The 20,825-nt window shown below is 60.2% G+C and carries 16 protein-coding genes and 1 pseudogene; 10 read left to right on the plus strand and 7 right to left on the minus strand.

The window, feature by feature from the left end:
- Positions 1 to 231: 231 nt before the first annotated feature.
- A complete protein-coding gene (locus X741_RS138115; RefSeq protein WP_023780658.1) occupies positions 232 to 2,472 on the plus strand; it encodes a polysaccharide biosynthesis tyrosine autokinase in 2,241 nt (746 codons plus the stop codon).
- Between the two features lie 26 nt (positions 2,473 to 2,498).
- Here X741_RS138115 and X741_RS138110 read toward each other — a convergent pair whose 3' ends face one another.
- Both X741_RS138110 and X741_RS138105 read right to left on the minus strand, forming a co-directional pair.
- On the minus strand, positions 2,499 to 3,677 hold the full coding sequence (locus X741_RS138110) for a glycosyltransferase family 4 protein (RefSeq protein ID WP_245272802.1): 1,179 nt from the start codon (positions 3,675 to 3,677) through the stop codon (positions 2,499 to 2,501).
- A 21-nt stretch (positions 3,678 to 3,698) separates the two neighbouring features.
- Positions 3,699 to 4,895: a glycosyltransferase gene (locus X741_RS138105; protein ID WP_198024014.1), complete on the minus strand. Its 1,197-nt coding sequence runs from the start codon at positions 4,893 to 4,895 to the stop codon at positions 3,699 to 3,701.
- 170 nt (positions 4,896 to 5,065) lie between these two features.
- Here X741_RS138105 and X741_RS138100 point away from each other — a divergent pair, with 170 nt between their 5' ends.
- The 7 genes from X741_RS138100 to X741_RS1000000167735 are packed head-to-tail and all read left to right on the plus strand — an operon-like array spanning position 5,066 to position 12,004.
- Positions 5,066 to 6,424, plus strand: coding sequence for a polysaccharide biosynthesis/export family protein (locus X741_RS138100; protein WP_084018934.1), 1,359 nt, complete (start codon positions 5,066 to 5,068; stop codon positions 6,422 to 6,424).
- Entirely contained in the window at positions 6,421 to 7,083 is a 663-nt protein-coding gene (locus tag X741_RS138095; RefSeq protein ID WP_023780662.1) for a sugar transferase, read from the plus strand. Before X741_RS138100 ends, X741_RS138095 begins: the two co-directional genes overlap by 4 nt.
- Positions 7,080 to 7,757 (plus strand): PIG-L deacetylase family protein, encoded by a 678-nt coding sequence (locus X741_RS138090; protein WP_013893298.1) that lies wholly within the window; start codon positions 7,080 to 7,082, stop codon positions 7,755 to 7,757. Before X741_RS138095 ends, X741_RS138090 begins: the two co-directional genes overlap by 4 nt.
- Before the next feature lie 22 nt (positions 7,758 to 7,779).
- A complete protein-coding gene (locus tag X741_RS138085; protein ID WP_023780663.1) occupies positions 7,780 to 8,955 on the plus strand; it encodes a DegT/DnrJ/EryC1/StrS aminotransferase family protein in 1,176 nt (391 codons plus the stop codon).
- The gene (locus X741_RS0136095) at positions 8,955 to 9,962 is read left to right on the plus strand and encodes a thiamine pyrophosphate-dependent dehydrogenase E1 component subunit alpha (RefSeq protein WP_023780664.1); all 1,008 of its coding nucleotides are present in this window, start codon (positions 8,955 to 8,957) and stop codon (positions 9,960 to 9,962) included. The genes X741_RS138085 and X741_RS0136095 overlap by 1 nt, the downstream gene beginning before the upstream one ends.
- A 2-nt stretch (positions 9,963 to 9,964) precedes the next feature.
- On the plus strand, positions 9,965 to 10,897 hold the full coding sequence (locus tag X741_RS138080; protein ID WP_023780665.1) for a transketolase C-terminal domain-containing protein: 933 nt from the start codon (positions 9,965 to 9,967) through the stop codon (positions 10,895 to 10,897).
- Positions 10,898 to 10,903: 6 nt separating this feature from the next.
- The gene (locus X741_RS1000000167735) at positions 10,904 to 12,004 is read left to right on the plus strand and encodes a NeuD/PglB/VioB family sugar acetyltransferase (protein WP_023780666.1); all 1,101 of its coding nucleotides are present in this window, start codon (positions 10,904 to 10,906) and stop codon (positions 12,002 to 12,004) included.
- A 74-nt stretch (positions 12,005 to 12,078) separates the two neighbouring features.
- On the opposite strand, the gene X741_RS138075 is transcribed toward X741_RS1000000167735, so the two are convergent.
- The gene (locus X741_RS138075) at positions 12,079 to 14,154 is read right to left on the minus strand and encodes an acyltransferase family protein (protein WP_051410535.1); all 2,076 of its coding nucleotides are present in this window, start codon (positions 14,152 to 14,154) and stop codon (positions 12,079 to 12,081) included.
- Between the two features lie 452 nt (positions 14,155 to 14,606).
- On the opposite strand from X741_RS138075, the gene X741_RS138070 reads away from it, so the two are divergent.
- Complete coding sequence (locus tag X741_RS138070) at positions 14,607 to 15,791, plus strand: acyltransferase (RefSeq protein WP_084018935.1); 1,185 nt, start codon at positions 14,607 to 14,609, stop codon at positions 15,789 to 15,791.
- Between the two features lie 50 nt (positions 15,792 to 15,841).
- On the opposite strand, the gene X741_RS138065 is transcribed toward X741_RS138070, so the two are convergent.
- The 4 genes from X741_RS138065 to X741_RS138050 form a co-directional block, all read right to left on the minus strand.
- The gene (locus tag X741_RS138065) at positions 15,842 to 16,516 is read right to left on the minus strand and encodes a Crp/Fnr family transcriptional regulator (RefSeq protein ID WP_051410536.1); all 675 of its coding nucleotides are present in this window, start codon (positions 16,514 to 16,516) and stop codon (positions 15,842 to 15,844) included.
- A 219-nt stretch (positions 16,517 to 16,735) separates the two neighbouring features.
- Positions 16,736 to 17,509 (minus strand): response regulator transcription factor, encoded by a 774-nt coding sequence (locus tag X741_RS138060; protein ID WP_084018938.1) that lies wholly within the window; start codon positions 17,507 to 17,509, stop codon positions 16,736 to 16,738.
- A 486-nt stretch (positions 17,510 to 17,995) separates the two neighbouring features.
- Entirely contained in the window at positions 17,996 to 19,312 is a 1,317-nt protein-coding gene (locus tag X741_RS138055) for a GMC oxidoreductase (RefSeq protein WP_198024015.1), read from the minus strand.
- A gap of 335 nt (positions 19,313 to 19,647) precedes the next feature.
- Positions 19,648 to 20,064 (minus strand): MucR family transcriptional regulator, encoded by a 417-nt coding sequence (locus X741_RS138050; protein ID WP_023780671.1) that lies wholly within the window; start codon positions 20,062 to 20,064, stop codon positions 19,648 to 19,650.
- Between the two features lie 566 nt (positions 20,065 to 20,630).
- On the opposite strand from X741_RS138050, the pseudogene X741_RS1000000170670 reads away from it, so the two are divergent.
- A pseudogene (locus X741_RS1000000170670) lies at positions 20,631 to 20,825 on the plus strand (hypothetical protein); the annotation flags it as partial.

A 20,825-nucleotide genomic window follows, 5' to 3' on the forward strand; every position in this document is an offset into this window, starting at 1 on the left:
CCCGCGGCCACCTACGCTATCCTTTCGGATAATCCCATGGCCGCGACTAAGCCTCTTGAACGCGCTGGCGTCCGTGTATCCGTGCTAAAAACTTGTCGCTTGGTTGGGTCTCGAACTCGGCTTGAAGACCCGGTGAGATCGATAAGAATAGGGGCGCGATCAGTGAGCTTGGTAGACGAAAACAGCGTGTGGAACCGACTGGGGCCATTCCTTCAGGAGTCACCCGAACCCTTGGAAGAACGGACGTTCGGCGCGCGCGAACTTTACAGTCTTTTCCGCAGACGCCTGCTCCTGATCGTTGCGATCGTCATTGCAGGCACCGCACTCGCACTCATCGCCGCGGTGGAACTTCCCAAGACATATACGGCTCGTTCCATGATCGTCGTCGAAACCGACGATCCCAATCCTCTCGACACCACGCAGGCGCAGCCGAACCAGCAGCCTGACAAGTCGCGGATGGACACCGAGGCGGATCTGATCGCCTCTCGCGTATTCGCCAGCCTGGTGGTCGACAGGCTAGACCTCATCCAGGATCCGGACTTCAACACCTATCTGCCGCCAGCCGTCGCCGGAGGAACCTCGGATTCGAGCGGCGGTGTGCTGTCACAGGCAGTCGGCCTGATTGTCTGGATACCGCAAAAGCTATTCTCGCTGGTCGCCGGCTCGGGCCCGCAGGATGCCACATCCCTGCCGCCCAAGGATGTTCAGCAAGACCGGGCAATTTCGGCATATCTGGCGAACCTGTCAGTCGATCGCTCCGGTGAAAGCGCGGCCATGACGATCTCGTTCTTCAACGACGACGCAGCGACCGCGGCCAAGATTGCCAATGCAACTGCCAGACTGTTCGTGGAATGGTCTCGTGACAACAAGCGGCAGGACATCAAGGATGCCGTCGGCTTTTTGAGGCAGCAATCGACCGAGCTCGCATCACGGATTGCCGCGATCGAGGGTCAGATCGCCAAATACGCGACCGAGCATGGCGTCTCCAGTGATCCACGCGATGATCTGCTGCGCGCCTCAATCCAGCAGGCCAATGAACAGCTCAGCACCGCCAGGGGTGAATACACGCAAGCACAGGCGCGCCTTGCCCAGGTCAGGCTAGCGGCCAAGAACGGCGACACCGGGGCCGGCGTCGACCCGTTGCTCACTTCGGACTTCCTGACGTCGCTGCGCAACGATGAAGCGACGGCGATGAGGGATCGCGCGCAGCTGGCCGGCAATTACGGCCGCAATCATCCCCTGGTCCAGGAGGCCGATGCGAAAGTAGCGGCCGTCCGTGCGATGATTTCCCAAGAGATGCTGCGAACGATCGCAGTCCTGGAAAATGACGTGCGCGTCGACGAAGGCCGGGTGAACCAACTTGTCAAAAGCCTGGAGGCCTCCAACGAGGAGCTGCGTCAAAGGAGCCTGGCGGAGGCCAAGCTGCGTGAACTGAACAACAATCTGGCGACCGAGCAAAAGCTCTACGACCTCGTGTCCGGTAAACTTGGCAGTCTCGATCCGTTTTCGGAAGCGGTCGAACCCGGCGTGCGAACCGTCTCCACGGCCGAGATCCCGACGAGCCCTTCCTTTCCCAAGCTTCGTCTGATGCTTGCGGGCGGTTTGGCCGCGTCGCTTGTCCTGGCCCTGATTCTGGTGCTGACACTTGAAAGCATGGAAGTCCGGATACGGGACTTGCGGAGGGCATCGAAGCTGATACGCGCTCCCCTGCTGGCGTCAATTCCGCGGTTGCCCCAGAAATTCCTGCGTCCCGCCCTGCCCCCTCTCGAAACCCTGTTGTCACGGCCGCGGTCTGCTTTCTCCGACGCTTTCCGATCGCTTTACAATGCCTGCACCCGGATGAACGGTGGACGGAGCAAACATGTCGTTCTGGTCAGTTCCGGCTTGCCGCAGGAAGGCAAGACGACAACAGCCATGGGCCTTGCCATGGCAGCGGGCATGGATGGCGCGCTGACCGCCCTGATCGATCTGGATTTACGAACCCGCAGCCTTCACACAGCCATGGAGCTGGGCTCCGCCAGCAGGACACTCGGCGACTATCTGCAAGGCGATTGCGCTCTGGCGGAAATCGTCCAGACGCTGCCTGATATCCCGCAGCTCGATGTTCTAGCGCCATCCGCCGACGACCAGACGCTGCCGGAATTCCTCAATTCCGGCCAGCTCACCAAATTGCTGGAGGCGTTCCGGCTTGAGTACGATGTGGTGATCATCGATGCTCCGCCGGTGCTCGTTGTTGAAGACGCGATCAGGATTGCCGCCTCGGTCGACACAATCGTCGTCGTGGCCGCGTTCGACAGCACCACTCAAGAGGCTCTTTCCCAGGTTGTCGAGCGCTTGCGCTTCGCCGGCGGCCCATCGATTGGCTGGGTGTTCAACCGCGTCGACCCCTTCCAACAGGCTCGCGGCGCCCTGCGGAGGGCCTACATGAGGCGGCAGCAGATCCGGCGTTACTTCTTCGCTGATAGCCCGTGACCGCACAGCCGGTCACGCTCGGCCGGTTACAGTCCCATCGACTCGAGCAAGGTACGGTTCACCTTGTGCACATCGAAGCGTTCTTCCGCGAGCCTTCTTGAGCTGGCACCCATTCTGGCGGCGAGTTCCTCGTCTTCGAGAAAAGCCCGCTGCGCCGCGGCAAGCGCATTCACGTCGCGTGGCTCGATCCGAAACCCGTTCTCGCCGTCGATAACCGTTTCCTGACAGCCAGGCGCGTTGGTCGTGATGATCGGCCGGCCCGTCGACAAGGCCTCCAGCGCGCTGCGGGGAATGCCCTCACGATAGTAGGACGGCAGCACAAACACCGTGGATGCGGTCAGATAGGGGCTGACGTCGTGCGTTTCGCCGAGATACTCCACGGCTCCTTCCCTGGTCCACTGGTCCATCTCGGCTTTCGAGATGGCGAGAGGACTGGGATCGAACGGACCGAGAATCTGGAAACGCGCGGTACGGTGCTTGGCCTTCAGGATGCGCGCGGCGGCGGCAAACTCGGCAATCCCTTTCTCGCGCAGCAAGCGAGCAATCAGCAGGAAGATGGGCGGCCCGGGTGGGGGCCGGCTGGCTGCGAACAGTGTCAGGTCCACCCCGGAACCCGCAACCTTGATCACCGGCGTGGTCGCGGAAACCATCCCGTGGCACCGGATGTCGAGAGCATCGGCTTCATTGTAGGCGAAAACAGCTTCGCAGCCCTTCAGGGCCGAGCGGTAGAGACCAATGCTCAACCGGCGCAGGACAGTTGCACGCAGGCCCGTAACGCTGCCGCTGAATATGAAGCCGAATCCCGTGAAGAGGGCAAACCGCCGAGGCACGCCGGCAAGCCGCGCCGCCAGCCCGCCATAGATGATCGGCTTCATCGTGTAGGGCAGGACGATGTCGGGAGCCAGGCGGCGCATCAGCCGGTAGAGCGCCTTGAGCGTTCGCAGATCGGCCAGCGGATTGGTACCCGTCCTGGCCATCGGAATCTGTTGGAAGCTGACGCCGATCGCACCCAGCCTGGCGATGGCCTGCTCATCATTGTCGGGGGCGAGCGCGATGACCTCGTGCCCGGCGGCGAGCATCGCTTTCAACAATTCAAGGCGAAAATTGACGAGCGAACGCGTCAGGCTTGCGATGACGACGATCCGCTTGCGGCGCATCGCATCGTTCCCGCCGGCGGGAAAATGATCTCGACCATTCGCGTGCATGACAACCACCAGTCACTCCTGTCAGCTCGAGATATGGCGACGACGGCCCAGAGCTGTTGCGTAGAGTTCCAGGTGCCGATCGACGTAAAGCGATAGTGAGAAGTTCTCCATGACGCGGCGACGCGCCTGTTGGCCCAGAGCGCGCCGCTGGGCCGGTTCAAGGCCGACAAGCCTGACCAAGCCGGCGGCCAGTGCCTCACTGTCCCGGGGCGGAACGACCACTCCACTGTCGCCGACGAGCCAGCCGGAGTCGCCGACCGCCGTCACCACCGCCGGCACGCCACTTGCCATCGCCTCGCCGGCAGCAAGGGAAAAAGCCTCGCCCCACGCTGAACAAAGCGCGTAGACATCGAAGCCGGGCATAAGATCGGCAACGTCACCGCGGATGCCCGGCGTCGTAATACGGTCATCTATGCCGAGATCGCGGGCGGCGCGCCGCACCGGCCCATCGGCATGCCCCTCCCCGATAAACACGCCCTGAACGTCGTACCCCTGCGCCAGCACACGGCTGATGGCCCGAACCAGGCTGATCTGGTCTTTCATGGGATGAAACCGTGCCACATGGCCGATGATCAGCCGTTCGGGCGGCAAGCCGAACAGATGGCGCAATTTCGCACCGGCGTCGGCCGCGGGAGAAAACTGATCGCAATCCGTTCCGTTCGGAATCACCACCCTGCGGCGCGGATCAAAGCCCAGACGCTCGTGATCGTCGGCGGCCACGCGCGAGCAATACGAGATTGCGCTGGCGCGGCTCGATAGCCGGGCCGAGAGCCGGATCAGCTGGCGCGTCAATGGTTTCTCGTCGGCGAGGTCGCGAACCGTGTGATGGATACTCCAGATTACCGGCGAGAAGTTGAAGCCCAGCACCGAGCCGAGCGTTGCCGCGACGTTGCCGTGATACATCCATCCGTGAAGAAGGTCGGGCGCCGCCCTGCTTATCGACCGGGTCAGCCGAAAGACATCGCGCGGCCGCGGCCGCTCCGTCATGCTGATCGACACGAGCCCGGAATTTGCATGCTTCACCTGTGCGGCCAACGGCCCAGGTGAAAGCAGCGATAGAACCGAAGACGAGAAGCGGTTTTGGTCGATCCGGCCAAGAAAACGGGCAAGCATGACCTGGGCGCCGCCAACGTCGAGACTGGTGATCGTGTGAAGAACACTTGTGTGCACGCAAGCTTCCCAGCTGTCTGCGGCGCTCCGCCACAAGGAAGCGTTCAATCGGCCGACAGTATCCAGCCGCACCATACGTTGGTTACGATCGACATCCAGTTAGCCAAATTGGGTGGGCACGAGACCGAAGGTTGTCTCTGCTCCACCAAAGGTATGACTCATTGTCCGCGCACAGGTGTCGCTAAGGTCTTCACAGGAAATTTCTGTGGTGGGCTTCCATGGCGTCTTTTTGCAATCCGGCACGGAGCGGGCGATCGATAGGCTCGTGGACCAGTATCCTCGCGAAAGCGTTGAAACGTGCCCGGATCACGGTCCCCGCAGTTGTTGCGATCCTGGCTTGCCCGATCGCGGCCAGGGCCGCGGCTGACGACGGCTACAAGCTTTCGGTCGGCGATGTGGTTTCGTTCGACTTCATCGACGATGCGCTTCCTGCCGAACAGCTGACAGTGGCCAGCGATGGCGCGGTCAACATTCCGCTGATCGGCAGCTTTGAAGTCGGCGGCCTGACGGTGCCTGACGCTTTGAAGCATATCCGCAAGGCGTTCATCGACCGAGAGTTCTTCAACGACCCGCATATAGCCCTGGCGGTGGTCAGCTTCCGTCCGATCTTTGTCCTTGGGGATGTCAAGGCGCCGGGCTCGTTTCCGTACCAGCCAGCACTGACCGTGGAGCAGGCGGTGGCGCTTGCCGGTGGTCAATCGACGGGCGGGGCCACTGCCGAGGATCGCGTGGTGACGCGCGCCCGGCTGCGTGGAACCCTTGATGAAAGCGTGGTGCAGATTGCCAAGGAAGCCGTCGCCGCCGCGCGCATCAAGGCTCAGTTGGCAAACAACGACAAGATCTCGGAACTGGATTTGCCTCCCAAGATCAGAGGCCTCATGAATGCCAATCTGCTCGCAACGTTGCTTCCGACGGAGCAGCGGATCCTTGAAACGGATCAACACGCACTGACCACACGTCGCAAGCAGCTGTTGGCGGGAATCGACGAAGTGAACATCGCCCTCGCCAATATTGAACAGCTATCGGACATACAGAAGACTGTGATCGCTTCGTCGCAAGCCGATCTCGAGCGTGTCAGGGCCCTCAACAAGAAAGGCATCGTCACGCTTACGGATCTCTCGAACGCCGAGCGCGAGGCGACCACGCAGCAGTCGCATCTGCTTGAAATCTACAATCAGGCGTCGACGGTTCGCCGGGAATTGAGCCAGTTGCAGCGTGACCTGGACGACGCCACCCAGACCTGGACGCACACAGCGCTGACGGAGCTTCAGGCCCACAACTCTGAAATCGAGCGCCTGGTCTCGGTTCGCGAGTCGACCGAAGAGCAGATCCTGCTGCTGAGCACGCTGGCGGCGGAACAGACACGCACCAACAACACTATCGCGTTCACTTACCAAATCCGCCGCAAGCAGAACGGCCAGATCGCCACCAGGGTGGCGACCCTCGACGATCCGATTGTAGCCGGAGACACGATCCTGGTGTCGATAAACCGTCTGGACAACGCCCTGGACCTGGCCAGCCGTCTGGACGCTCCTGTCGCGGCGCCCCCTGCCGCCCAGGTGGGGCCGTCACAATGATCGGCCTCAGCAATCCGATGGCCCGGTCTTCCGAATTGACCGCTCGCGTGCCGATAGGCCGGGCGATGCCCAGCCGGATCGCTGCGGTGGTGCTTTTGATCCTCAGCCTGCCGCTATGGATGGTGGCCGCCGCAATTGTCTGGGCGAGTGTCGGCCGCCCACTGTTCTTCCGCCAGACCCGCAGCGGCTTGGCAGGCCGTCCCTTTGTCATCTGCAAGTTTCGTACGATGCGTGAAGGGCGCGATGCGGATGGCGTGCTGCTGCCCGACGCCTTGCGCGAGACGCCCGCCACCCGGCTGATGCGCGCCATCCGTATCGATGAGCTGCCTCAACTTATCTCCATAGCCAGGGGCGACATGGCGTTCATAGGGCCACGTCCGCTGCTGCCAGCCACCATCGCCGAGTTCGGCGACCTGGGACGTGTTCGCTGCACGGTCCGTCCGGGCCTGTCCGGCTGGGCACAGGTGAACGGCAATACCCGCCTCACCAACGGTGAAAAGCTGGCGCTTGATCTCTGGTATGTGCGCAATCGCAATCTCTGGCTCGATCTGCAGATACTGATCCTGACCGTCCTTGTGGCCCTGTTGGGCGAACGCATCGATCGCCGCCATGTCGATCACGCGTTGAAGGCGATGCCCGCCGGGACGGTTCGGTCATGAGCCCGGCCCTTGGTCGGCTCCTGGTGATCGCGCCGCATCCCGACGATGAGGTTCTGGGGTGTGGCGGCACGATAGCCCGGGTCGCCGCGGAAGGCGGGGAAGTCCATGTCGCAGTGGTTACGCGAGGCTGTCCGCCTGCCTTCACAGAGGAGATGACGCAGCAGGTCCGAAGTGAGGCGAAGGCGGCCCATGCCGGCCTGGGCGTGCGACACACGCATTGGCTTGATCTGCCCGCCGCGCAGCTCGGCCAGACACCGCACTCGACCGTCAATGCTGCATTGCAAGCTCTGCTGCAGGCGGTCAAGCCGGACACCTTGCTCATCCCCTTCGTCGGCGATGTTCATATGGACCACCAGCTGATCTTCCTGTCGTCGCTGGTTGCCGCCCGTCCCACCCAGTCCCACTACCCGCGGACGATCATGGCCTACGAGACGGTGTCTGAAACGAACTGGAATGCACCCTATGTCACGCCGAGCTTCGTGCCGAATGTCTTCATAGACATCCAGGCGACACTCGACCGCAAACTCGAAGCCGCGTCGATGTTCGCTTCGCAGATCAAGAATTTCCCGCACGAGCGTTCGATCGAAACATTACGGGCGCTGGCGATCGTCAGGGGCACCGCCGTCCATTTGAGGGCGGCCGAGGCCTTTGTCCTTCTGAGAAATGTCATCTGAATTCTAGCTGGAGTGTTCCGAGATGAAACGCTGGCCGATTTACGACGAAGAACAGATAGCCGACGTTGTGGACGTTCTGCGGTCTGGCCGGGTGAACGCCTGGACCGGCGACCATGTGAAGACCTTCGAACGCGCTTACGCGCGCAGCCTCGGCCGGCGTCATGCCGTGGCGCTGGCCAATGGCTCCCTCGCGCTGGACCTTGCGATGAAGATCCTCCACATCGGCGCCGGCGACGAGGTGATCGTAACGCCCCGCAGTTTCGTCGCGTCGGCCGCTTGCGTCATGTTTGCCGGTGCGACACCTGTCTTCGCCGATGTCGACCCGACCTCGGGCAATCTTTCCGCCGAAACGATCGCGCCGAAGATAACGGCGCGGACAAAGGCCGTCATTGTCGTGCATATCGCCGGATGGCCGTGCGACATGGCGCCGATCATGGAACTTGCAAAGCGCAGCGGCATCAAGGTGATCGAGGATTGCGCCCAGGCGCATGGCGCCGAATATAACGGGCGACCGATCGGCTCCTTCGGTGACATAGCGGCATTTTCGTTCTGCCAGGACAAGATCATCACGACGGGCGGTGAAGGCGGGCTTGTCGCGATGGACGACAGGAAATTGTGGCTCGCCGCCTGGAGCCTCAAGGACCACGGCAAGAACTATAATGTGGTCTTTGCCCCTCATCGGCCGACCGGATTCCGCTGGTTGCATGACAGCATCGGCACCAATTGGCGCATGACGTCCATCCAGGCCGTGCTTGGCTTGCGGCAGCTCGAACATCTGCCCGACTGGATTCACCAACGCGAGCGCAATGCCGCCATCTGGATAAACACGCTTGCTGATTTGCCGATGCTGTACACGCCCCGGCTCGATCCGGCACACAGGCATGCCTGGTATCGATGCTATTTCTATATCAAGCCGGAGATGTTGTCTTCGGGATGGTCGCGGGACGAACTGATCGCGGCCGTCAACGCGGCAGGCGTTCCGTGCTTCTCGGGCAGCTGCTCCGAAATCTATCTCGAGCATGCCTTCGCCGATGCCGGCGTGGCGCCGTCCGAGCGACTGCCCGTCGCGCGGCAGCTCGGTGAAACGAGCATCGCGTTCCTGGTCGACCCGTCCTGGACGGTCGAGGAAACGGCGGCGGCAGCGTCGACGACGCGGTCCATCCTTGTCGCGGCTGCGCGCCAGCTCGAGGCGGCCTGATGAACGAGCACGCGATCAGGAAAGATGGAACCATTCCGGCGTCTTCCTTTGGAGAGCTGAAATTGGTGCCGTTTTCAGCATTGCAGAACCTCACCCTTCCTCAGGAAAAAAGAACGCTGCTCGGGTTCGAACTGCCGACCGTGGCCCGGCTTTATCAGCAGATGATCCTCATCCGGCTTGTCGAGGAGCGCTTGCTGGAGCTGTTTTCCCAAGGGCTGCTGTTCGGCACCACGCACACATCCATCGGACAGGAAGCCAATGCGGTGGGGGTGGTGAACGCTCTTGACCGGGATCGTGACATTGTCTGGAGCAACCACCGTTGCCACGGTCATTTCATTGCCTACTCGGGTGAAGTCGAGGGCCTGATTGCCGAGATCATGGGGCGTGTAACCGGCATTTGCGGGGGGCGCGGCGGGAGTCAGCACCTGTGTTTCCGCAACTTCCACTCCAATGGAATCCAAGGCGGCATAGCGCCCGTGGCGGTTGGCTGCGCGCTGGCACGAAAGGACGATGGCGCCGTGGCAGTGGTTTTCCTAGGCGATGGAACGATGGGTGAAGGGGCTGTTTACGAGAGCCTGAACCTCGCTTCGGTTTTCGGTGCCCCGGTGCTTTTTGTGGTCGAGGACAACGACATCGCCCAAACCACCCCAAAACATCTCACCGTTTCCGGTTCGATCATCGCCAGGGCCGAACCTTTCGGCATCCGCACGTTCGCCTATGATGGCAACGATCCGGTCGAAATATGTGAGCTTGCCCAAGAGGCTGTAGCCTATATTCGCACCGAGGGCCGCCCGTGCTGGCTCTATTTGCGGACCGAACGGATTGGTCCCCACAGCAAGGGAGATGATACCCGGCCGCCCTTGCGGCTTGAACAGGCTCGCGCCCGCGATCCGATCCCCCCGATGCGCCAGCGCGTCGCGCAGTTCGAGGAGATCGACGCCTTTTGTCGATCTGCTGTGGATCGTGCCGTCGAATCAGCAGCCGCGGCTGCCTTAGCGCGAGGCTGACCATGCGCGTCGTCGAATCGATCAACCGTGCGCTCCACGATCTCATGCAAGCCGATCTCCGGCTGGTGGTTATGGGCGAGGACGTCCTCGACCCCTATGGCGGCGCCTTCAAAGTGACCAAGGGCCTGTCCACGGCCTATCAGGATCGTGTCTGGACCACGCCGATCAGCGAAGGTGGCATCGTCGGCATGGCGGCGGGCATGGCCCTCAAGGGCAGGCCTGTGATCGTCGAGCTCATGTTCGGAGATTTCATCGCCCTTGCCGCCGACCAGATCATCAACCACGCGGCCAAGTTTCGTTGGATGTACAACGATCAAGTCGAGGTGCCGATCATCATTCGCGCGCCCATGGGTGGACGGCGTGGCTATGGGCCGACGCACTCGCAGAGCCTGGAAAAGCATTTTTGCGGCGTGCCGGGCCTTACCGTGTTTGCAACGCATGAGTATGCGGATCCAGGGGCGCTCCTGCACCGGGCTCTCGCTTCTCGGTCCCCTCACCTGATAATCGAAAACAAGGTCATGTATTCGAGGCCCGTGCTCGGCACGGCCGCACTTCCACATCCGGCGGATTCGGACATCGTGATCCTGACCTATGGGGGTTGCGTCGAGCACGCGGTTGCTGCCGCAAACAAGCTCGCCGAAGAGGAGGAAATCGCAACCACCGTGGTGGCCGTTGAACAGCTGTCGCCTTTTCCTGGCGAGGAGGTCCTGAGCCAGGTCGGCCAGTGCAGCCGCGTTCTCGTCGTGGAGGAAGGCTCTCCTGGCTGGGGCTTCGCGTCCGAGTGCGCGCGCGCCTTGATCGGCCGGGTCAAGCACTTCAGCGCGTTGGCCGGACCAAACCACCCTATTCCCTCAAGCCGCGAATGGGAGGACGATCTGCTGCCAGGTGTGAACGCCATCCAGGCGGCCTGCATCGATCTGTTCAAGAAAGGCTAAGCTTTCATGACTGTGCTTGTCGAGGCCCCGCGGGTTAACGCCAACGAGGACAATCTTCAGTTGATCGAGATCAAGGTCGCGCAGGGTGAAAGTGTAGAGCAAGGGGCTCTTCTTTTTGTCCTTGAGACCACGAAGGCTGCCGTTGAGGTCAATGCCCCCGAGGCAGGGGTAATCGGCCGGCTCGACGTCAAGATCGGCGACTTCGTCGCCGTCGGCTCAACGCTGTGCGAGATCGTCGACGATAATGCGAGCGCATCCGCAGCGGCCAGCCCAGCCGATAGCGCTGTCAAAGAGGTCGCGATAACGGCCAAGGCCCGCAAGGCCGCGTCCGAGCTCGGGATCGACCTGGCGGATGTCAGGCCCTCCAACGGCCGCATCGGCGAAGCCGAGGTGCGCGCGGCGGCCAGCTGCCGATCCGAGGCAATAGTTGCAGGTTCGCACGGGGCGCAGTCCGCCGCTCCTTCCGCGTCCACGCGGCGGGCGGTCATCATCGGCGGCGGCGGCCACGCCGCCTGCTTGATCGATGCTCTCGATGGCTCCGGATACGAGATCCTCGGCTGCACCGATCAGGCCCTGCCCGTTGGCCACCACGTCTGCGCCGGCATTTCGGTGATCGGTACGCAGGAGAGCCTGGAGCGTCTGCTTGCCGAGGGCACGCGCTACGCCTTCATCGGCATCGGCGGAGCCCAGTCCAGCGAAGCGCGGCGGGCAATGTTCGAACGCGCCGCGGCCATGGGCTTCATTCTGCCGCCTGTGATCCACCCATCCGCGGTCGTGTCCAAGGCGACCAGGATCGGAGATGGCTGCCATATTCTGGCCGGCACGAGCATCGGTCCCCGCTGTACGATCGGCAACAACGTGATCGTCAACCAGGGGAGTATCGTCTGCCACGACAGCGTCGTGCAGGACCATGCGCACCTGACCCCGGGCGCCATCGTCGCCGGCGGGGTGAGCGTCGGGGCGATGTCTGTCGTGGGCATGGGCGCAACGGTGCTGCTGGGCGTCCAGATCGGTGCCGGTTGCCTGATCCACAACGGCGCGCACATCAGTGCAAACGTCGCGGACAACACCATCGTCGACGCTCAGGGCCGCCGGCACCTCCGCTAAAGCGATTTCCAGCAAAGTGTAAGACGGCTTTCTGCGTTTCCGTTCAAACGCTACGCGCTTTGAGCCTCGGAACTTCAGGCGCCTTGTCGCAGAGCTCTTGCTAGCAATGGCTCGAGTGCCTCGGACCCGGGGATGCTGAGGTGGTGGCTGTCAAAATACAGCAGTTTTCCGCCCATCATGACAACGCACCGTTCCTGCGGACAAAGCGCCTGCGTCGGATAAACGCGAACGAGGCCGCGATGTTGGCCCAGCCTGTCTAGAACGCCAAACGCAATCTGCTGCCGCTCCCGGTAGAGGCGCTCCGACACGTTGAAGCCAGACAGGTCATGTCCCTGCGCTACGAGTCGAGCTGCCGTGGAGGGGACGTCATAGCCCACCTCTGGGACGGGATAGACGATGATCACGTTCTTGCCGGCATCGAGGAGCCGACGCACGGTTTTTCTCAGGGATATCTCGAATGCCTCGCGCGCCTCGTTTGAGAAGCGATCGAATTGAACGCCGTTGCGGTCCTGCAACTGGGGAAGGTCGCCGTTGCGTTCTGCCGGTCCAAGTTCGACCGCACGACCCTCCAGATAGAGAGACCACCTGGCAGCAATTATGACTGTCTTCAGCTCTGGGCGACCGAGGACGTATTTGAGCCGTAAATCGTTTCCCTGGATGCACGCTCCGTCGGTTCCGACCCCAAGCAGAGGGGGGCAGCGGGGAGTGGCGCCGTAGACCGTGCTTGCGCCATTTGCAGCCAATTCGGACATCGCGCCGAATAGCGCTCCGGCGTGCGAATCCCCCCACAGGAAGATGCGGGCATTTTCAGAGGTGCCTATTGTACAGGGAGACTTTGCCGCAAGCTGAAGCAATACGTCTGCGCATTTATCCGCTTCAGGGTTGGCGGAGAAAGCATAGCTGGACAACACATTCACGTCCTTGGAGAAGCGCGTCGGCCAGCCATTGTCGTGGTAGATCACGGCACCGGTTATTACCGCGGCGACGATGGCCAAAGTACCTCCAGCCAAGACGGACACAGGGCGGCTTACGCGCGACGGCACCCTGAGCGGCCGCTCAATGTATCGCCAGGACAGCAGCGCCAGCGTGAATGAGGCAGTCACCAGGCCAACAGACTGAAGCGAACTCAGCTCATCGATTGCCAGGTAACTGCCCAGAACAATCAGCGGCCAATGCCAAAGATACAGGGAGTAGCTTATCAGGCCCACGCCGACGAACGGCCTTGTCGAAATCAGCCGCGTGACCCAGCAGCTCGCTTCACGTCCTCCGTGAATGACAAGGGCAGCTCCGATGCACGGAAGGAGCGCCGCGATACCGGGGAATGAAGTCGTCTCGGAATAACCCAGCACGGCAGCGGCGATCAGGAGCAGTCCCGCCCAGGTAGCCACCTCACTTTGCCAGCGCTTGGTGAGGCGTGGGAATGCTTCGAGCGCCATGAGGCTGCCCAACAGAAGCTCCCACGCCCTGAATGGGGTCAGGTAAAAAGCGGCAGCATCGTCGTACTGCATCACCACGATGGTTGCGATGAACGAAATTCCCGCGAGGCTCGCAATGAGACTGCGAACATTGCCGGCTCCCAGGCGCCAGATTGAGACAAGGAATATCGGAAACAGGATGTAGAACTGCTCTTCCACCGCCAGTGACCAGGTGTGGATGAGTGGCTGGTCGTACGTTTCTCCATCAAAATAGCCCGTCTTCAGCCAAAAGCCGATATTGGACGAGAAGAGAGCCGTGGCGACGAAGTTACGGCCGAAACGTCTGAAGTCATCGGGTAAGAAGATGAGGGCGCAGGCCAGCGTACAGACCGCCAGCATGGCGAACAACGCCGGAAAAATGCGGCGTATGCGCCGCTCGTAAAAATGCCAGACCGAGAATTCGCCTGTCTGGAGATCCCTGGCGATCAATTGCGTTATCAGGTAGCCAGAAATGACAAAGAAAATGTCGACACCGACATAGCCGCCGCCGACCTTGGTGAAACCGGCGTGAAACAGCACAACCGACACGACAGCGATGGCACGTAAACCATCGATGTCGGCTCGATAGGTTGGAGCCGCCTGTGCTGAATGGAGCGATGCCGGACGAGAGGGTTTTCGACCGTCCAACATCACGCCGGCAGCGAGGCTGAGCCGATGAGCCTGAAAGCGTGACATACCGATGCTGTATAACGGCACTCTCGCGCCACTGTCCGCCCGCAATAGGAGGTAACCTGCGGCTAAATCGGACTAGCCGTGGCCCCCGCGAACAAGATCGAAATGGCCTCTGGGACCACAGGGAGGCGCGAAGGCCGGGGGCTTTTGCCAAGCGGAGCGGTTCGACGTGGCGACTTGCGGCCGTTTTGGCGTCCTGGCTGCCGAAAAAGCCCGCCAATTCCGACCCGGTGTAGGTCACGCCCCGCCCCGGCTGCGGTTCAGCTCTCGCCTGCGGCCAAGACGGATCCCGTTAATGTCCGCGATCCCGCAACGCGGCTGCTTGATCATCGGGTGGAGTTTTCCCACGCCAGCCCACTACTTTTGGGCAGGGGTGTCCTTCGAATTCCTGAGCATTGCAAAATCTGGATCGGTGTAGGTTGGAATGGTCTGCGGGGTCCAATTTGAAGGCTCAAATGGCTGTTGCGCATCCACCTTCCCTAAAACCATCGGACGCACCGCATGCCCTGCGCGACGCATCCGCGAAACCAGTTTCCGACAAGTCATTCAATGTGGCTGCGCATGGGCTTCGTGGTGTCGCTTCGCTTATGGTGTTCTTCGCGCATCTCCTGGGCGGCACGGCGGAGCATATCTACGCCTCGAACTCCGCCTATGTAGCGGCCATTGAGCCTTTCTGGAATTTCGGCACCTTCGGTGTGTGCCTTTTCTTCGCCATCAGTGGCTTCGTGATCCTTCCGAGTGCGCTGCACTACAGTCCCCGTGAGTTTGCCGCCCGACGGTTCCTGCGCGTCTACCCGCTGTTCTTCGTTCTCAGCGTGCTCTACGTCGCACTGAACGCCGCGACAAACCTCTACCCCGAGACCAACAACCTCACCGCAATTCTCGCCGGACTGACGTTCCTGAATCTTTTCGCCCACACAGAGCAGCTGACGCCGAATGCCTGGAGCCTGACGTTCGAAGTCTGGTTCTATGTGTTCACCGGTGCCTTCGTGTTCTTCGCCATCCGTCGCCCCAACAAGCTTGGGTTGGCCGCTCTGGGTCTTCTCGCGGTGCTCTTTATCGGCAGATATCCGATTGCCCTGTATTTCGTTGCCGGCGGCCTGATCCGTCTCGCCTACGATCGATATGATTGGATGCGTGTCGGTCGCCATCGACTGGCCGAGAGCGCGGCGCTGGCAACGTGCGTCTTCATATCCACCCGCGGCCACTACGACTATCACTGGTCCGATTTCCAGAATGCCGAAGTGCCATTGCTGGTCGCTGCGACGGCGCTTTACTTCGGCCTTGCGGTGTCGCGAAACAGCTTGACTGCGCTGCTTCTCGGCAATCGGCTTCTTCGCTACTTCGGGACGGTCAGCTACAGCCTTTATCTGGTGCATCCCTATACGTATTTTCTGACCCGCTCCCTCTTTTCACACGCTCACCTGTTCACCGCCAACGTCGTCGTCTCGATGGGCGCCTTCATTGTCGCTGCAAGCGCTATCACCTGGATACTCACGCATCTCGCGAACCGCAGCCTCGAACTGTGGCCCTATGAGCTGGTCTATCATCAGAAGATCTACCGCTCGACATCGCAGCATAATGCCGTTCGGACGTGGCTTGGCTTAGGCACCAAACGCTTCGCATGGCTGCGGGGATAATGCAGGGCTGCGACGGTCCATGGCCCGAGACCATGGCTGATCATGAGAGATTAATCGTCGGACTTGGAGAGCAGGTCCGTCAAGCGAGACACGTCGGGCACAAAGAGTTCCTTTGCGCGGCGCAGCACAATCCCGACACTCTGCAGATAACTGAGTTCGCGGGCCACCGCTTCCCGATGCGTGCCGATGCGATTGGCCAGATCCGTATGGGTGGGAATGGGAGAAATCATCGCCGAACCGTCAGTGTCGATACTTTCAACACACAAGCGCAGCAGTTCGCTATGCACGCGTGATCGAACGCTGAGTGTCGAGAGTTCAACGATATGCTCGACAAACGAGTGCTGGCGCTCGACCAGCATTTGGACGATGGCCTGAAGCGCCTCGGGATCGTTCTTGATTATATCCAGGAAGGCCCGATTGCCGATGGAGGCAATGGTGCATGGTCCTGCGGCTTCGATTGAATAAGGCACCGCAAGAAGGTCCCCGCTCAAAGCCACTTCATTGACGAGCGATCCCTCGTGCGCCGATGGGAGCCATACAATTTTGCCTGTACGGGTATAGACAGGGAAGCGAAGCTCACCCTCCAGAAGAAAAAATACTCGATCGACCCTTTCGCCGGCCGGAATCAAGACATCGCCGTCTTCGAGATGGAACCAATGACAGCGTCGGTTCATCTCGGCCAGCGTAGAAGGGCGAACGGCATGGAAATGCTCGATATCGCTCAAGTCCGGGCTTTGCGATGTGTTCCTTTCGGCTGTGGGAGTGGTTTCCCTCTCCGTCTGCGGAACAGCATATCGATCTAGCGGCTGTTTCAACTTTCCTCGCACCCTGCAAAATGTCGAGTCTTTGTCAGGCTCTCCAATTCGAGGGCCTGACAAAGCCAACCGGCACCGTTGCCGCGGGCAAAAGAAATCATCATTTTTGACCGAGGCGGCAGCCATGCCTCAATTTCGTATGCTCACACCATCATAAGGCGTTGTGTTGAGGATGTAGGCTACCTCGGTACGATTTCTCGCGCGAAGCTTTTTCATGACATTGCGAATATGCACCTTGACCGTGCTTTCGCACATGTTGAGCTCGTATGCGATCACCTTGTTTGCCTTGCCCCGCCGCAACGCTTCGATCACCGCCATCTGGCGCGACGTGAAAACATTGTCGCCCTGCGGCTGCTTCGCGGGTTGGCTGTCCTTGATCGCCTGGCTCGAACTAAAGAGGACGCTCGGCGGTACGAAAGTCCCTCCTGCCGCGACAAGCTGAATAGCCTTTGCCGCAACCTGCAAGCTGACGCTTGTTGGGATGTAACCGCGTGTCCCGCTTTCCACTGCTTTGACGATATCGTCAAAGCTTTCGATATCCGAGAGCATTACGATTCCCAGAGAGGGTCTGGTTGCCTTGAGATGGGCAATCCGCGACAGATGATAGTCCGCCTGAGAATTCGACCACATGACGCATAGCAACACGGTCGAGACGCGTTCGGTCTCCTCCGGGCTGGCAGCGTCAAACGCTTCGACCGTAGGATAGCGTTGGATACGAAATGATGGCTCGATGAGTTCGAGGCTTCTGGCGAAACAGTCGCACATCAGCGGTCTGTCATCGATGATCGCTATCTCCATCTCCTCCCGTGAGGGAGCAGGTCCGATATGATTGGCATTTGCGACAGATGAATAGGGAGCCAAGTCGGTTTTGACCGGCTGATCGGTAATGGACAGAATTGTCATAGCTTATCCCCAACCCAAAGGTTCAACTCCAGTACCCACGGAATTCACCCCAACGGAGAATCCGCTTCGAATACCCACCTCCTTAAGGTATTAGTAATAACTTGCAGATCGATGAGGCGGTGTGACAAAACGCACACCCTGAATATAATCGCATATTTTTAGCAGGATTAGAGCCGGGACGGCAAAATGTCGTAGTGGCAAGGCTGCCTCCACCAAAAGGTGTATCCTCAACGAAAAGGATGCCGGGGGTTGATCCGCATGCAATCTATAACGAATTGCAAAGGAGGATTTTACGTGACGTCGCTTTTAAAACTGTAAATTTTCACATCCATATCCAAAGCACGTAAAGTAAACCTGAAATTATGCCATTGTGAAGTAAAGTGTATCTTGGAAGACATCTCATGCCGGACTCCGAGCAACGAGCCGTCAGGCTGGTCAAGCCTCCGAGCGCGGCCTCCGTGAGCTCCTCCAATATGGAATTGACCTCTATTCGAGCCATTGCCGCAGGTGTCGGCCCAATTTAATGGCAAGCGCGACAATCGTCAGGGTGGGCATATCGTTTCCCCCGGTTGGGAAAACGGAGCTCCCGGCGACAAAAAGGTTTCCGAGGCCGTGAACCTGGCACGTGGCATCGACCACGCCAGTCCGCGGATCGGCGCTCATCCTCGTTGTGCCCATGTGGTGCCTCACCCATCGGTATGGGATATCGTCTCCGCAAGTCGGGGTCTCGTGGGTGCTCGATCGAACGTCGCTTCTGTGGCCCAGCAGCCGCATCTCGTCGGTGATGATTGTCTGCACGCGCTCGAGTGTACGCCGAACGAGAGGCCCCACCCTCCATTCCAGCTTCACGCGCGGAAGATTGAATTCGTCAAGTCTTGTATCGAGCGTAACCCGGCTTTCCGGGTCCGGCTCTTGTTCGAGGATCGTGTCAAAATGAAAATGTCTTACGCGCCCGCGTGAGTGCCCAAGGCGCTCGATGGCTGACGCGACCGACGCTGCGGGATGTCTGAGGATGGTGCGGCCACTTTTGATGAGGTCGCGATGGAGGCGTCCCTTCCGCAGCCAGAAGGCAAGATAATGCAACGCCTCGGAGCCACCCAGATCATTGGCGCAAGGTCCCGGCTTGATCCACGTCCGGGAGCCCAGAAGGCGTTCACTTTCACGAATCTCAGGGCGCAGCGCCAGCCCGAATGCACCGGTCACGCCGCAGTGCTCTTGCTCCGACAAATAACGCCTCCGCGCCACAATGGATGGCACGTGAAGGGCCAGCGCGGTGTCGGGATGGCAGACCTGCAGGCTCCCCCATTTCACGCGCGGATGCTCCATGAAATAGCGGCCGACCAGGTCATGCTGGTTGCCTATGCCATTCGGCGTCTGCCGGTTTGAAACCAGGAGCAGGCGCGCGTTTTCGATCCCGCCGCAGGCCAACACAAAGGACCGTGCCTGGATCCGGAATCGCCTGTTTGGCGTACTGGCCACCTCGATGGAGCGAACCCATCTTCCCGCAGAGTCGGTGTCTAGCCGCAAGGCCGTGGCGTGCAGGAAAACCTGCACGTTTTTTGCCCTTTGCAGCCTGGCGCGCAATGTCGCCCCCAAATCCGGGATGGGACTGAGAAAGCATCGTTCGGAAAACAGTGGCCCGGTCATAGGCAGAACCGCGGAGGCAGGCCATTCAGCTTGCAAGTCGTCGATGCCCAGCAAATCGGCGGCCGCCTCATAGTGGGGGAGGAGCGAGTTGCGATCGACAGGCCATCCGCTCATCGGAATCCAGGACCGAGGCTCGAAATCGGCGTGGTCCAGCATCTTGCACCACCCACCCCAACCAGCCCTGCCGGTACTTCCGCCGAACTGGCGGATCCTGCAAAGGTCCAGCGCCTCATAGGGTCTGCCTACAGAGCGGCCTCGCGACAGTCTTTGGCGCCAGTGTTCGTATGTCAGACCGCCGCTTTCGATGATGCATATGCGATGCCGTGTTCCTTCGAACTGCGAGGCGAGCGCCAAGCCCGCCGCACCGGCGCCCACGATGCACAGATCTGCCTCCAGGCAAGCGCCTTGGGGAACGCCGTCGCAATCCTCAATCATGGCGACGTTGAACGGACAGCAGGCGCGGCAAAATCGTCACCGGTAGGACCATACGGTCAGGTTCGTGAGGTCTGATCACTGGCGATCCGTTGTCCAAGCCTGATCCTCTTTGCCGCTTGCGAACGCAGTGCGGTGAAATTCGGCGCCACCAACGGGTAGTCAGGCGGCAAACCCCATTTCCTGCGATAGTCGGCCGGTGTCATTCCAAGCGATGCCAGATACCGCTTCAGCGATTTCATCCTGCGTCCATCCTCCAGGCTGATTATGAAATCCGGAGTCACCGATTTGCTGATTGGTACGGCGGGAACGACCTTTGGTTTGCTTTTTTCCGAGCCTCCCGCGAGGGCCTGCAAAGCGCGGCCGACATTTTCCACCAAATCCACCAGATCAGAAGGTGAGGCCCGGTTCCTGCTGACAAAGGCCGAAACAATCTTGGCAGTTGATTCCAGGTGATGGACGGGGTCAGTGGCCATGGATCCGCTCTCGACTGACGATGGTTATCGTCCGTGGCCAAATGCGGGGCCTGTTTGGATCACTCGTTTGCCGAACTTTCCAGCCTCAAATCGGGAGCAGATGCTCCTGATCCTCCCCGCCTTTGGAACCCTTCAATGGCATCCGCAGGGGCCATTTCTGTCAATTGCCCTTGGCGGCGCTGAATCCATCCAAAAGTGGTAACCGGCAGTGACAGCCAATGTGCCCCTCCATTGGCATCGCGGCCCGTCGTGCTGCGTTTGCTTGACGTTTTCTTGAAGATCGCCAACATCAACGCGCCTTCTACACGACGGCGATTGAAATATCGGCTGCATATTTCCGCATTATTAGGCGTATGCCATTTTAACAGCGGCCGACTGCTACACAATTACGATAGAGTCATGATGGCATTTATCTTTTTATTACTTCATATAAATCGAGATTTTACAGGTATAATCTCGTATCAAACTGTCATTAAATGTGTCCGACTCGATCATGATTGTGAATAAACTTTCTTCGAGAATCTGATTATTAAGTATGCGGGGGAGCTTGGCTATCAGGAGACGATATGACCATTAAAGTTACAACTACGGCAAAGTTGCTGGTGGGGGCGTTCTTTGCTCTGGGAACCATAGGGATTTCCAATGCCGGCGCAGCCGGGGAGTCTGGCGTCCAGGTAGGCTCGCCTAGCGAGACCGGGGCCAAAGCTGGCGGCGCCGGTGAAACCGGCGGCAAGGCTGGCGGTGCTGGCGAGACCGGCGGC

The sequence above is a fragment of the Mesorhizobium sp. LNHC221B00 genome (assembly GCF_000502935.1).
Lineage (GTDB): Bacteria > Pseudomonadota > Alphaproteobacteria > Rhizobiales > Rhizobiaceae > Mesorhizobium > Mesorhizobium opportunistum.

Bases quoted from the DNA above. Each gene is read 5' to 3' on its own strand.
- X741_RS138110 (WP_245272802.1), bottom strand. From the start codon at position 3,677: ATGCACGCGAATGGTCGAGATCATTTTCCCGCCGGCGGGAACGATGCG.
- X741_RS138100 (WP_084018934.1), top strand. From the start codon at position 5,066: ATGGCGTCTTTTTGCAATCCGGCACGGAGCGGGCGATCGATAGGCTCG.
- X741_RS138095 (WP_023780662.1), top strand. From the start codon at position 6,421: ATGATCGGCCTCAGCAATCCGATGGCCCGGTCTTCCGAATTGACCGCT.
- X741_RS138090 (WP_013893298.1), top strand. From the start codon at position 7,080: ATGAGCCCGGCCCTTGGTCGGCTCCTGGTGATCGCGCCGCATCCCGAC.
- X741_RS138085 (WP_023780663.1), top strand. From the start codon at position 7,780: ATGAAACGCTGGCCGATTTACGACGAAGAACAGATAGCCGACGTTGTG.
- X741_RS0136095 (WP_023780664.1), top strand. From the start codon at position 8,955: ATGAACGAGCACGCGATCAGGAAAGATGGAACCATTCCGGCGTCTTCC.
- X741_RS138080 (WP_023780665.1), top strand. From the start codon at position 9,965: ATGCGCGTCGTCGAATCGATCAACCGTGCGCTCCACGATCTCATGCAA.
- X741_RS1000000167735 (WP_023780666.1), top strand. From the start codon at position 10,904: ATGACTGTGCTTGTCGAGGCCCCGCGGGTTAACGCCAACGAGGACAAT.
- X741_RS138075 (WP_051410535.1), bottom strand. From the start codon at position 14,154: ATGTCACGCTTTCAGGCTCATCGGCTCAGCCTCGCTGCCGGCGTGATG.
- X741_RS138070 (WP_084018935.1), top strand. From the start codon at position 14,607: ATGGCTGTTGCGCATCCACCTTCCCTAAAACCATCGGACGCACCGCAT.
- X741_RS138060 (WP_084018938.1), bottom strand. From the start codon at position 17,509: ATGACAATTCTGTCCATTACCGATCAGCCGGTCAAAACCGACTTGGCT.
- X741_RS138055 (WP_198024015.1), bottom strand. From the start codon at position 19,312: ATGCTGGACCACGCCGATTTCGAGCCTCGGTCCTGGATTCCGATGAGC.
- X741_RS138050 (WP_023780671.1), bottom strand. From the start codon at position 20,064: ATGGCCACTGACCCCGTCCATCACCTGGAATCAACTGCCAAGATTGTT.